At 58.7% G+C, this 11,589-nt stretch carries 10 protein-coding genes; 5 read left to right on the top strand and 5 right to left on the bottom strand.

Going from position 1 to position 11,589, the window contains the following annotated elements; translation table 11 throughout:
• Position 1 precedes the first annotated feature (1 nt).
• Positions 2 to 997: an ABC transporter ATP-binding protein gene (locus OQ273_RS19800; RefSeq protein ID WP_267992655.1), complete on the top strand. Its 996-nt coding sequence runs from the start codon at positions 2 to 4 to the stop codon at positions 995 to 997.
• Between the two features lie 18 nt (positions 998 to 1,015).
• Here the strand turns inward: OQ273_RS19800 and OQ273_RS19795 are convergent, their stop codons facing one another.
• The 5 genes from OQ273_RS19795 to OQ273_RS19775 all read right to left on the bottom strand — a co-directional run bounded on the left by OQ273_RS19795 (position 1,016) and on the right by OQ273_RS19775 (position 6,812).
• A complete protein-coding gene (locus OQ273_RS19795; protein WP_267992654.1) occupies positions 1,016 to 2,026 on the bottom strand; it encodes a sugar-binding transcriptional regulator in 1,011 nt (336 codons plus the stop codon).
• Between the two features lie 123 nt (positions 2,027 to 2,149).
• Positions 2,150 to 3,448, bottom strand: coding sequence for a dihydrolipoamide acetyltransferase family protein (locus tag OQ273_RS19790; protein WP_267992653.1), 1,299 nt, complete (start codon positions 3,446 to 3,448; stop codon positions 2,150 to 2,152).
• A gap of 1 nt (position 3,449) precedes the next feature.
• A complete protein-coding gene (locus tag OQ273_RS19785) occupies positions 3,450 to 4,469 on the bottom strand; it encodes an alpha-ketoacid dehydrogenase subunit beta (protein WP_267992652.1) in 1,020 nt (339 codons plus the stop codon).
• Positions 4,466 to 5,476, bottom strand: a complete 1,011-nt coding sequence (locus OQ273_RS19780; RefSeq protein ID WP_267992651.1) for a thiamine pyrophosphate-dependent dehydrogenase E1 component subunit alpha — start codon at positions 5,474 to 5,476, stop codon at positions 4,466 to 4,468. The genes OQ273_RS19785 and OQ273_RS19780 overlap by 4 nt, the downstream gene beginning before the upstream one ends.
• A 13-nt stretch (positions 5,477 to 5,489) precedes the next feature.
• Positions 5,490 to 6,812, bottom strand: a complete 1,323-nt coding sequence (locus OQ273_RS19775; protein ID WP_267992650.1) for an NAD(P)H-dependent oxidoreductase — start codon at positions 6,810 to 6,812, stop codon at positions 5,490 to 5,492.
• Between the two features lie 283 nt (positions 6,813 to 7,095).
• Here OQ273_RS19775 and OQ273_RS19770 point away from each other — a divergent pair, with 283 nt between their 5' ends.
• Genes OQ273_RS19770 through OQ273_RS19755 form a run of 4 tightly spaced genes read left to right on the top strand, consistent with a single transcriptional unit; the run spans position 7,096 to position 11,586 of the window.
• On the top strand, positions 7,096 to 8,682 hold the full coding sequence (locus tag OQ273_RS19770; protein WP_267992649.1) for a substrate-binding domain-containing protein: 1,587 nt from the start codon (positions 7,096 to 7,098) through the stop codon (positions 8,680 to 8,682).
• Positions 8,683 to 8,730: 48 nt separating this feature from the next.
• Positions 8,731 to 9,675 carry a carbohydrate ABC transporter permease gene (locus tag OQ273_RS19765; RefSeq protein ID WP_267992648.1) on the top strand — a complete coding sequence of 315 codons (945 nt, stop codon included), beginning with the start codon at positions 8,731 to 8,733 and terminating at the stop codon, positions 9,673 to 9,675.
• 3 nt (positions 9,676 to 9,678) lie between these two features.
• Positions 9,679 to 10,521 (top strand): carbohydrate ABC transporter permease, encoded by an 843-nt coding sequence (locus tag OQ273_RS19760; RefSeq protein WP_267992647.1) that lies wholly within the window; start codon positions 9,679 to 9,681, stop codon positions 10,519 to 10,521.
• A 6-nt stretch (positions 10,522 to 10,527) separates the two neighbouring features.
• The gene (locus OQ273_RS19755) at positions 10,528 to 11,586 is read left to right on the top strand and encodes an ABC transporter ATP-binding protein (protein ID WP_267992646.1); all 1,059 of its coding nucleotides are present in this window, start codon (positions 10,528 to 10,530) and stop codon (positions 11,584 to 11,586) included.
• Positions 11,587 to 11,589 lie beyond the last annotated feature (3 nt).

The raw sequence follows: 11,589 nt of genomic DNA, 5'->3' as shown, positions 1-11,589 counted from the left end.
TATGACGGTCGAAAACAGCAAGCAGACGGAAACCCCGATCCTGGACGTGCATGACCTGTCGAAGCACTACCGCATCGGCGGCAAATTCTCCAGCAATCAGGGTACGGTGCGCGCGCTTGATGGCGTCAGCTTCAAACTCTACCGGGGTCAGACCTTGGGGGTCGTCGGCGAATCGGGCTGCGGCAAGTCAACGCTCGCGCGCACGCTGATGAGGCTCGTCACGCCGACCAGCGGCGGTGCGCTGATGGATGGGCGCGATATCTTCAAATTGTCAAAGGAAGAAACACGGCAGCATCGCAAGAAAATGCAGATGATCTTCCAGGACCCCTTTGCGTCCCTCAATCCGAGGATGACGGTTGCGGATATCATCACCGAACCCTGGCAGATCTTTCCCGAGGTTGTTCCGGTAAATGAGCGCCGGGAGCGGCTTGCCGAATTGCTGACGCAGGTGGGCCTTAACCCCAACGATGGCGTTCGCTATCCGCATCAGTTCTCGGGCGGCCAGAAACAGCGTATCGGTATTGCAAGGGCCCTTGCGCTGAACCCGGAGGTGATTGTCTGCGATGAGCCTGTGTCGGCTCTGGACGTTTCTGTACAGGCACAGGTGATCAATCTGCTCAAGGATATTCAGAGCCGGCTTGGTCTGTCCTATGTCTTTATTGCCCACGATCTTTCGGTTGTGCGTCACATATCCGATCAGGTGGCGGTGATGTATCTGGGCAAGATAGTCGAATTCGGCGATTGCTCGGAAATCTATCGTGACCCGAAGCATCCCTACACAAAGGCGCTTTTGTCAAACGCCCCGTCCCTTGATCCGAAGGACAAGGAAAACAGGGTCATCCTGAAGGGCGAGCTTCCGAGCCCGCTCAATCCGCCGAGCGGCTGTAATTTTCGCACCCGCTGCAATATGGTCTTCGACAAATGCAGCCAATCCGAACCCGCGCTCAGCGACCGCGGCAACCGGCATGCCTGCGCCTGCTTCCTTGACGGTCACTGAGTTGACGCAGCCGGCTGTTCAACCCGCCGCGGTCTCGTAGTCGGCCAGGGTGGCCGCCGTGATCTCGTCTGTGATGAAATAAGATGGCTTGATGAGCTTCAGGGTGCCGATGAGCGCCTCGATCTTCTCGGCGCCACCCGAAATCAGCACGACATCCTTGGCGCGTTTGAGCTTCGAAATATCGATGGCGATGGCGCGGTCGTTGACCGGGTGATCCACGATCTCGCCGTCAATATTGATGAAATTGTACAGGATGTCACCGACAACACCGGCATCGATCAGCGATCTGCGATCGGCCTCGGAGACATGGCCGACACGGTAGGATGTGTTGAGGCTCGCAATGCCGCCGGCGCTGACAAAGGCGACATCGAGCGAATTGGCGTATTCGAAGATCTGGCTGATGCCGCAGTGTTCCAGAAGCGCGTGTTTGGTTTCCACGCTGTCGACGATGGCCGGTGCCGGTACGAGATAACCTTCGCCGTTGAAGCGTTCGGCAAACTGCCATGCAAATTCTGCCGGATTGAAGCGCTTCGCCTCCGCGATGCCGCCCAGCAGTGAAACGACACGGATATCCTCAAGTGCGCGCCCCTCGATATGAGGCAGTGTCGAATAGAGTGTGCGTCCCCATCCGACGCCGATGGTCATGCCCGAATGGACGTAATCGGATATGAACCGGCCGGCCGCGACGGCAATCGGCTTGATCGGATCTGTTGCCGGGTCCGAGCGCGGCGCAACGATGACGCGGCCGATATTGAAACGGGTCTCGATTGTCCGCTGGACCGCGACAATCGGTTCAAGATCGGAATTGATCTGGATATTGATCTCGCCCCGCTTGCGCGCATCTGCGAGCAAACGTGTGACCTGAAGGCGTGTGATCCCGAGGACCGTCGCCACCTCCTGCTGGTTGAGACCTTCGATGTAATACAGCCAGGCGGCGCGGATCCTCTGTTCCTGAATCGCGTCGATCAGGGCACCTTCGGGGCGTTTCCTGCCTGCATCTGTTTGCTTGGATATCGCGTTCTTGGCCATGGCTTTTGCTCGGTGATCATCTGCACGATTGATTGCGCCCATGTCAATTTTCGCGTGTGGATGGACAGATTTTTATCCATCCGGGAATTCTCACGCCGGCACCGGATCAAGGCCTTCAGGCTCTCAAGCACGACCGTCTGGCGAACCCTGGGTTTCACCCAGCGCCAGCAGGAACGGATTTTCCACCAGGCGTTGCCATTCACTCAGCCATTGCGCGCCCAGCACCCCGTCGACAACACGGTGATCGCACGATAGCCGCACCGACAGGATCGTTGCAGCGACCGGAGAGCCGTCATCAGCCTCGACGAATTGCCGGTTGGCCTTGCCAACGGCAAGGATCATGCTTTCCGGCGGGTTGATGATCGCGCTGAAGGCCTTCACGCCGAACATGCCGAGATTTGAAATACTGAAGGATCCGCCCTGATAGTCATGGCTCGCCAGCTTGCCCTTCTTGGCCCGTTCGGCCAGATCGGCGATCTCCCTGGAAATCGCCAGGATGGATTTTGTCTGCGCCTGTCTGACCACCGGCGTCATCAACCCGCCGTCAACGGATACGGCGACGGAGACATTGGCATCGCGATAGCGCAGGATTTCGTCTCCGGCCCAGCTTGCATTGGCCTTGGGAACGGCGCAAAGCGCGAGCGCACTCGCCTTGACGAGCAGGTCGTTAATCGAAATCTTTCCGGAATCCGAAGCCGCCAGCGCCTCATTGACCTCCTTGCGGAAGGCGAGCAGCTTGTCGAGCCGGCAATCGGCCTCCAGATAAAAATGCGGAACCGTCGCCTTGCTGGTCGTCAAACGCTCTGCAATACGGGCGCGCATCCTGTCGACGCCGACCGCATCATAAACGATGCCGAGCGCATCGAGCCGCGCCCTGCTCGCATCGGCCTGGCGATCGGCGTCAGTCGGAGCAGCGGTTGAAACGGGAGTTGCCGCCGCTGCCTCAACATCTTTTCGGGTTATGCGTCCGCGCGGCCCGCTTCCGGCAATCGAGGAAAGATCGACGCCGCTTGTTCTGGCCATGCGCCTTGCGAGCGGTGTGGCGTGGGTTTTTTCGCCAGCCGCCGCGGGCAGGTGTTTCGGCGCACCGTTGGGCGTCGCCGGTATTCCACTGTCCTGCTTTGGTGCTGAGGTCTCTGCCGGTTCCTGCTGCGAGCCGTTCTCTGGCGGCTCAACAGCCTCTCCTTCGGCAAAAATCCATGCAACACGACCGCCGATCTGAACGATGTCGCCGGGCTGGGCGCTCACATAATGCAGGGCTCCCGAAGCCGGACTTTCAACCTCCATCGCCGCCTTGTCGGTCTCAATGTCAAAAAGAGCCGCACCCTTTTCCACCTGTTCGCCTTCCTGGACATGCCAGGCGGCAATCGTGCCGGCATCCATGTCCATGTCGACTTTCGGCATGATCACTTCGGTCGGCATATCAAAGCGTTCCGCGGCACAGTTGCAGGGTGTGTGAGACGATATCCTCGGTTTGCGGAACCGCGGCCTTTTCAAGCACCGGATTATAGGGGATGGGCGATTCAGCCCCGCCCAGCCGGATGATCGGCGCGTCGAGGAAATCGAAGGCTTCACTCTCGGCAATCAGGGCGCTGATTTCCGCACCGATGCCAAGCGTTTTGACACCCTCGTAAACGCAGATGAGGCGCGACGTCTTCTTCACGCTTTCAATGATTGTATCGCGATCGATCGGCCGAACCGACCTTAGATCGATAACCTCCGCGCTAACGCCCTCGGCAGACAGCGCCTCGGCAGCTTCCAGGGCGCGATGCAGCATGATCGAACCGGCAACAATCGTCACATCGCTGCCCTGCCGGCATATTTCGGCCTTGTTCAGCGGTGTCATATAGTGGCCGGAAGGCACCATGCCTTTTGTTTTATAGAGCAACTTGTGTTCGAAGATCATCACCGGATCCGGGTCTTCGATCGCTGCAAGCAGCATGCCCTTGGCATCGCGCGGCGTGGCCGGCTGCACCACCTTCAGGCCGGGCACATGTCCAAGCCAGGCTTCAAGGCTCTGGCTGTGCTGGGCGGCCGCGCCCGTCCCGGATCCCGCCGGAAACCGCATAACGACGGGTACCGAGACCGCGCCGCCCAGCATATAGCGCATCTTTGCCGCCTGGTTGCAGATCTGCTCCATCGCGAGCATGGCGAAATCGGAAAACTGGAATTCGAAAACCGGCCGAAGACCGGTTGCGGCCGCGCCGACGGCAACGCCCGCGCCGCCGAGTTCGGAGATTGGTGTATCGATCACCCGCGCGTCTCCGTGTTTGTGGACGAGGTCGCCGGTGACCTGAAACGCGCCGCCATAGACCCCGATATCCTCGCCCATGAGGACAACACGCTCGTCATTTGTTAGGGCGATATCGAGTGCGTCGCGGATGGCTTCCGCATAGGACATCTCAACGAGGTCTTCCTCTTGGGGCGCACTGTGAATATTCATTGCGCCATATCCGTGTAGACATCCCGCGTCACCTCAAGCGGCGACGGGTCGGGGCAGGATTTCGCATAGTCGATCGCCGCTTCGATTTCGCGGTCGACATCGCCTTCAAGCGCCTCGATGTCCGCAGCTGTCATGACGCCGTGCTCCTCAAGCACTGCCGCATAGCGCTTGATGGGATCGCGGCTCATCCACTCGCTGATTTCTTCCTTGGTGCGGTAGCGGTTGCGGTCCGATTTCGAGTGGCCGCGCCATCGATAGGTCACGTTCTCGACAAGCGATGGTCCTTGTCCCGCACGCGCCCGCTCCACGGCCTCGTTCACCGCCTCGCAGACGGCGGAAAAGTCATTGCCGTCGACCGTCTTGCCCGGCATGGAGTAGGCGACCGCCCGGTCCGCAATATTTTCAACGGAGGTGGAACGTTCCGTCGAGGTCGACATGCCGTATTTGTTGTTCTCACAGACAAAGACCACCGGCAGTTTCCACACGGACGCCATGTTCAGCGCCTCGTGGAACGCGCCCTCATTATTGGCCCCGTCACCGAAGAAACAGATGACGATCTTGCCTGTTTTCAGTGTCTTTGCCGTCAGCGCCGCCCCGACCGCAATGGGTATGCCGCCGCCGACAATGCCGTTGGCGCCCAGATTGCCCTTTTCCACATCGGCGATATGCATCGAGCCGCCGCGTCCCTTGCAGTAGCCTGTTTCCTTGCCGAAGAACTCGGCAAACATCTTGGAGATATCCGCATCCTTTGCGATGCAATGGCCGTGACCCCTGTGTGTGGAGGTGATCTGGTCATCGGGCAGAAGCGGCATGCAGCTGCCGACGGCGCTTGCTTCCTGGCCGATGGACAGATGCATCGTGCCGTGAATGAGGCCGCGCATATAGCTGTCCTCAGCCCCCTCCTCGAATTTTCGGATCAGAAACATCCGCCGCAGCGCCTCGACGAGCTGATCGCGGCTGTAACGTGCTATCGCAAAGGGAATGTTGGCGTTTTTGGTCTTTGGCATGCGCCCATATCCGTCAGGTCTGCGCCGCAAGCATCTGGTCCTGCAGCGCTCTGAGTTCAACGATCTTCGAACCGGCATCGGGAGACACGCAGTCAGCCGTCAACAGCTCGCCTTTCTTGATTGCCTTTGTGGCGGTGCCGCCGGCAAGGAGACCACAGGGAAGGGCCTTTTTCTGCCGGGCTTCCGCAGCTTCGAGGATCCAGGCGCGATAGCAGTATTCGCCGATCTCATCGAGCGTTTCGCCGGGCATGATATCGCGCTTTGCAAGCGCGCATACTTCGGCGACCGGGCGCGACAGCGGGACCATATCCGCCTTCCTGTGCAGGACGGCACGGGCACAGGTCAGCGGAACTTCAAGCGACGTGAGATGATAGGGGCGGATGAAGGTGAAATAGGGCCCCTTGCCCATCTTCAGGTCTTCCATGCGCTCCCTGATGCGGGGATGGGCCATCTCGGCAACCACGAAGACGCCCGGCGCTAGTCCCTTGCCGAGTGTATAGTCGACGCGTCCAACGCCGGACAGGATGCCCCCGTCCTGCTTCGGAATGAGCACCGAGGAAAGCTGGTCTCCGGCCACCTGCGGGCCATGCATGCCGGGCTTGTCCGGCAAAAGACCGGTCGCATTGGCGATGGCCGCCATTTCGACCATGGTTTTGGACCCGTCGATGAACTCCACCAGCATTCGGGGGTTCATTTTCCGCCTGGTTGCTTCTTCTTCATATTCATCGGGCGTGGCGTCGACCTTGAGCGGGTTGTTCTTTCCCTTTCCGGCAGCGACGATCCTGTGTCCCATTGCTGTGACGAACTCGATCAGTTCCATGCAGGAGGAAGGTTCGTCGCCGGCTCCGAGCGTGTAGATGACGCCCAGCCGGTCCGCCTGGCTTTTCAGATAGGCGCCGATTGTGACGTCGGCCTCGACATTCATCATCACCAGGTGCTTTCCGCGCTCCATGGCGGCCAGACCGAATTGTGCGCCAACGCCCGGAAGCCCGGTCGCCTCGACGACAACGTCGACAAGGCCGCTCTCCAAAAGGATGGACGCATCGTCGACGATGCCGACTTTTCCCGATTCAATTGCGGCGTTGAGGTCATCGGTCGTGCTGGCGTGACGCGCGTGGCCGTCTTCCTGAAAGGCTGTTTGCACAGCGTCTTCGGCGGCATCGGGGCGGATATCGGCAATGGCGCTGACTTCGATTCCGTCCATCAGCGAGGCGCGGGCGACGATGTCGGTTCCCATTTCACCGCAGCCGATAAGGCCGATCCGGATAGGCGCGCTATCCTTTGATCGTGCCTGCAACTCGCTGGCCAGACCGGTCAGGGCAACGTTTGAAGCCATAAATTCTCCTCCATGGGATGTCCATAGTTTGAGAACTTTTGCAACAAAGTCAATCCATATGTTCAATCATCAAAGTGTGTATTGGTTAATATAGCTTGACAAAGTGCTGGTAATGAACATTAGTATTCATATTCGATCATATGTGCAGTGCGCAATATCGAATGGGAGGAATACGCAATTCAAAGACGCAACATAAAGCGCGGCCGGCCTGTGCTGATTTTTGGAATGCGTCACACTTTGGCAGTGGCTATCCTTCCCCACCGTCAAACTGGAGGAGAAGCATATGTTTCGCAACAACAAGGGTAAGAGCGCCAGGCTGAGTGACGTTTCGCGTCGCTCATTTCTGAAGTCCAGCGCCGCAGTCGGCGTGACGTCAGCCGTTGCATCGACAATGGGTTCGCCGTTCATCGCCAAAGCTTTTGCACAGGACCTTCGCGATCCGGCAAGCATTCTGGCCGATATCAGCGTCAGAAAATATGTTCGTGAGGACTATCAGAAACTCTACGATATGAGCGCCGACCCGCTCTGGGATCCGGGCAAGGACTGGATCAGAACGGTTGACTGGGAAAAGGTCCGGTCCGAACTGGCTGGCACAACGGTGCGTTTCGCCATTGGCGCGGCCGACCAGGAATCGGCTGCCGAAGGTCTCGTCCCGTTCGAGGAGCTTTCGGGTATTAAGGTCGAGCTGGTTCCGATCCCCGATGACAGTTTTTATGACAAGGCGCTGGCCGAGTTCATCTCGGGCAATGCCTCCTTTGACGCACTGCAGTTCTTCTCACCCTGGCTTGGCGATTTCGCCGCCCCCGGCTTCCTGGCGCCGCTTGACGACTACGCCAAGAAATGGGGTCTGCCGCTGGATGACTTCTATGACACCTACCGCCTGAACTACGGCTTCTTCAATGGCGTCATGTACGGCATTCCGTTCGACTGCGACATTCAGATGGTGCATGTGCGCAAGACGGCGATGGAAGAGCTTCTGGGTGGAGAGGTCGACAAGTCCAAGTCGATCCCGACCTATGATGAACTGATCCGTGTGTCGTCCGAACTCAACAATGTGCAGCCCGGCGTGGCCGGTGTCGGCCTGATGGCCGCGCGCGGTTTCTGGTCCACCTATACCTGGGAACACATTGCCGCGCAGGCGGGCATGATGCTCTTTGATGAGAACTGGGAGCCGATCTTCAACAATGATGCCGGCATGAAAGGCCTGGAGATCATTCTGGAGCTTTCAAAGAACGCCAATGAGGGCTTTGCGGGCGCCGGCTGGCCGGAAAACCGTGCCGCCTGGCTTGGCGGTCAGCTTGCCACCAACATCTCCTGGCAGGACAGCGGAACCCAGGCCATGCGTCCGGACCAAAGCCAGATCGTCGGAGACTTTGTAACGATTTACGAACCGCGGATCGAAGGTGGCCGCTTTGCGCCTCCGAACATTGCCGGCTCCACATCTTGTGTATCGGCTGCCGCACAAAATCCCGAAGGCGCATTCCTGATGCTGGCATTCCTGACGACAGCGTCCATAATGGCCATGAACGAGGCCAATGCGAACGGCGTTGCACCCGGCTACCGGTCCGTACTGAACAACCCAAGACTTCAGGCGGTTTCGCAGCCGGCCAAGGTCTGGGGAGACAGTCTGGACCATGCATGGTGCGCTCCGCGTCTGCCCGGCATGTTCAACATGGAGCAGGCAATCGGCAATGAAATCAACCGTGCCGTCGTCGGCCAAATCACTGCGAAGGAAGCGCTCGACAATGGTGTGGCTGCTGTGCGGAAAATCATGGATGATAACGGCTTCTACTCCGGCAAACCTCCTGTCGAGTATGCCGCGGCGGCACCGGGACTCTACGTGGGTGAAGGAAAACCACTCCCGTTCTGATCCGCTTCGCCGCGACACCGCAATGACTGATTGTCAGGATTTATCTTGATGGTGGATTCGTTGCTGAAAGACCCCGGGGCAGCTCCCGTTGCCCCGGGATCGACCAAAAAGAAGATTGTGCGCCGCCGCAGCAAGCGGCTGAAACGCCTTTTCCCCTATCTGCTGGTGGCCCCGGCCGTGATCTATCTTCTGATGATCACGCTTTACCCGGGCATCTACGCCATCGTTCAGAGTTTCTATTTCGTCAAGTTCGGCCCGTGGCGGCCGGTTGGCCTTGAGAACTATATTGACCTTTTCAACGACCGGGAGTTCTGGGCAGCGCTCTGGAACACGCTGGTTATCGGGTCGATCTCGCTGTGCCTGCAATGTGTACTGGCGCTGCTTCTGGCCTTTTATGCCTATCGCGACCCCTGGGTGCAGGGCTGGCGGATCGTCTTTCTGGTTCCCATGCTCTTCATGCCCTCGGCCGTGGCCTTCATCTTCAAGCTTGCCTTTCTTGATGGTCGTGTCTTTTCCGATCTCCTTATCCGCATCGGTTTGATCGACAGCAATCTGGCCATTCCATCGTCGATCTGGATGAGCCGCGGATTGCTTATCCTCGCCGACACCTGGCAGTGGACGCCATTTCTCTTCATTATCTTTGTGGCCGCACTGCAGGGCCAGGATGAGGAGGTCGAGGAAGCGGCGCGCCTGGATGGCGCAAGCTGGCCGGCAATTTTCTGGAATATTTCGCTGCCGCTGATGCGTCCGGTGATCGCCGTTGCGTTGATCCTGCGCGGCATCGACATCACCACCATGTTCGCCAACGTCTTCATCATCACCAAGGGCGGACCGGGCGGCGCGACCGAAACGATCAGCTATTTCATCTACAGGATTGGCTTCAAGACCTTCAATTTCGGCTATGCATCGGCAGCCTCGGTTGTCATGCTGATCCTTACCATCATCATCGCACAGCTTGTCGTCAGACGGGCCTTTGTGTCGGGCAGGAGTTAGGCCATGGCATCGATCAGACGCAGCGGTGGCGAAAGACTTTGGATCCGCTACCTCATTTTGGGCTCCTGGGCGCTCTTCTGCCTTGCTCCGGTGCTCTGGTTCCTGTCCATCGGTCTGCGCCCCAGAACCGAGATCATCACGCCGCAGCCGATCTACTGGCCGACATTCAGTCTCGATGCCTGGCATATGCTGTGGTCGGACTGGCCCATGGCGAAATATCTGCGCAACTCTGTCGTGGCCATTATCGGTTCGGTGATCATCGACCTCGTGCTGGCCATCCCGGCGGCCTATTCTTTGGCGCGCTACCAGTACCGCGGGCGCGAGGATATCGGCTTCTATATCCTGTCGACCCGCATGATGGCGCCCGCCATCGTCGCCATTCCGATCTTTTTCCTGTTCCGCAATGCCGGGCTGCTCGACAGCGTCTGGGCCCTGATGCTGATTTATGCGGCGGTCAATCTGAGCGTCGTGACCTGGATCATCCGCTCCTACATGCTGGATATTCCAAAGGAGCTTGAGGATTCGGCCCGCACGGACGGCGCAAGTGATCTCAGAATTTTATGGGAAATCATCATTCCCGCCATCCGGCCCGGCATCATCACAGCCGCCGTCATCGCTATGATTTTCGCCATCAACGAGTTTTTGTTCACGCTGCTGATCGCATCGACGCCAAAGGCCTACACAATGTCCGTGGCGCTGGCGAACTTCACCGGCGGCTCCGACGGGGTGATCTATAATGCGATTGCTCTCGTCGCCTTCCTTGCCTTTGTGCCGGTTTTCATTGTCGTCGTTGCAATCCAGAAACATCTTAGCCGGGGCCTGACCCTGGGTGCTGTAAAGGGGTAGAAATCTATGGCTAGGATTGAACTTGAGGGGATTCAGAAGCGCTGGGGGCCGGTCTGGGGCGTTCGCGATGTGAATCTCGATATCAATGATGAGGAACTGGTCGTGTTCCTCGGCCCTTCAGGCTGCGGCAAGACGACGACCATGCGTATGATCGCCGGCCTGGAAGAACCGTCGGAAGGCACCATCCGCATGGACGGCGAACTTGTGAACGACGTCGATGCCCGCGACCGCGATGTCGCCATGGTCTTCCAGGGCTATGCCCTTTATCCCAACATGACGATCTACGAGAATATCCGCTTCCCGCTGCGCATGCGCGATGTGCCGAAAGCCGAGCAGGACAATCTGGTCCGCGAGGCGGCCCGACTTGTGGAACTTGAAGATTACCTGGACCGCAAGCCCGGCGCCCTGTCCGGCGGCCAGCGCCAGCGCGCCGCGCTGGCGCGGGCAATTGTGCGCAAGCCGAAAGTGTTCCTGATGGATGAGCCGCTCTCCAATCTGGACGCCAAGCTGCGCCAGGCCATGCGGGTTCAGATCAAACATCTGCAGCGCCAACTCAAAATCACCACGGTTTACGTCACCCACGATCAGATCGAGGCCATGACCCTGGCCGACCGGATCGTTGTGATGGAATCGGGCCTGATCCAGCAGATCGGAACGCCTGATGAAATCTACTCGGACCCGGCCAACACATTTGTCGCCTCCTTCATCGGCTCACCGCCGATGAATATCGTCTCGGGCGTGATCGAGGACCGTACGTTCCGCTCTGATGGGATAGAAATTCCCGACGTTAAGATCGATCACAGCGGGCCGACCTCGCTGGGTATACGCCCGGAGGACTGCATGGTGGCAAGGGGCGATGCCGGTCCCGGCCACTTCCGCGGCTCTGTCTATGGTGTGGAACCGACCGGAGACCTTACCTATCTGACGATGAGAACCGGCGATTTGAATTTTGAGGTCAAGACCGATCGCAGTTACCGCGCGGATCTGGGAAGCGAGGAACGGATCGTCTTCGATACCGAACGGGTGTATTTCTTTGATTCCGAAAGTGGCAGACGGATAACGTAACGC

This window comes from Hoeflea prorocentri (genome assembly GCF_027944115.1).
GTDB classification, from domain to species: domain Bacteria; phylum Pseudomonadota; class Alphaproteobacteria; order Rhizobiales; family Rhizobiaceae; genus Hoeflea_A; species Hoeflea_A prorocentri.
Note: the sequence above shows the minus strand (reverse complement) of the source record. Positions and strands in the feature narration are given on the sequence as shown.

Coding starts and splice junctions, on each gene's coding strand:
- OQ273_RS19800 (WP_267992655.1), top strand. CDS start 2: ATGACGGTCGAAAACAGCAAGCAGACGGAAACCCCGATCCTGGACGTG.
- OQ273_RS19795 (WP_267992654.1), bottom strand. CDS start 2,026: ATGGCCAAGAACGCGATATCCAAGCAAACAGATGCAGGCAGGAAACGC.
- OQ273_RS19790 (WP_267992653.1), bottom strand. CDS start 3,448: ATGCCGACCGAAGTGATCATGCCGAAAGTCGACATGGACATGGATGCC.
- OQ273_RS19785 (WP_267992652.1), bottom strand. CDS start 4,469: ATGAATATTCACAGTGCGCCCCAAGAGGAAGACCTCGTTGAGATGTCC.
- OQ273_RS19780 (WP_267992651.1), bottom strand. CDS start 5,476: ATGCCAAAGACCAAAAACGCCAACATTCCCTTTGCGATAGCACGTTAC.
- OQ273_RS19775 (WP_267992650.1), bottom strand. CDS start 6,812: ATGGCTTCAAACGTTGCCCTGACCGGTCTGGCCAGCGAGTTGCAGGCA.
- OQ273_RS19770 (WP_267992649.1), top strand. CDS start 7,096: ATGTTTCGCAACAACAAGGGTAAGAGCGCCAGGCTGAGTGACGTTTCG.
- OQ273_RS19765 (WP_267992648.1), top strand. CDS start 8,731: ATGGTGGATTCGTTGCTGAAAGACCCCGGGGCAGCTCCCGTTGCCCCG.
- OQ273_RS19760 (WP_267992647.1), top strand. CDS start 9,679: ATGGCATCGATCAGACGCAGCGGTGGCGAAAGACTTTGGATCCGCTAC.
- OQ273_RS19755 (WP_267992646.1), top strand. CDS start 10,528: ATGGCTAGGATTGAACTTGAGGGGATTCAGAAGCGCTGGGGGCCGGTC.